This is a genomic window from Streptomyces gottesmaniae, assembly GCF_031845845.1.
Taxonomy (GTDB): Bacteria; Actinomycetota; Actinomycetes; order Streptomycetales; family Streptomycetaceae; genus Streptomyces; species Streptomyces akebiae.
On sequence record NZ_JAVRFJ010000182.1, the window covers coordinates 1 to 379 of the forward strand.

The window sequence follows — 379 nt, forward strand, 5'->3', positions numbered from 1 at the left end:
ACGTTACCCACTCTGTGGCAATATTTTCTGTGGGTTTTTCGTGCCACTCACGGTAATTGCGCATACGTACGGCACTTTTGAGGATGCCCATTGCGGCCAGCGCATGTGAAACTCTGCCTACTGTTCGTGCGATTCCCCGATCGTGATAATTCTGCGCGCGCCACAGGAGTTCAGTTGTGAAGCTTTCAAGCTCAGGATTATTGTTCATCATCATCAGTATGCCCAGCAGGGCTGACAGGGCGTTTTTCTGGTTCTGTCGTTTGTATCCCAGCGAGACAAGCGTATCAGTCAGCCGGTTGAGTTCCTGAATGAAAATGTCCCGGCCATAGATGGCACAGGCGTACAACGACGGAGCACCATGATGCGGCAGGTCGAACGG

Annotated in this window: 1 protein-coding gene; it reads right to left on the bottom strand. The window is 52.2% G+C overall.

The window, feature by feature from the left end; genetic code table 11:
* Nucleotides 1-379 (bottom strand): hypothetical protein (locus RM704_RS44970; protein WP_311593652.1); only part of this gene is annotated, 379 nt, incomplete at both ends.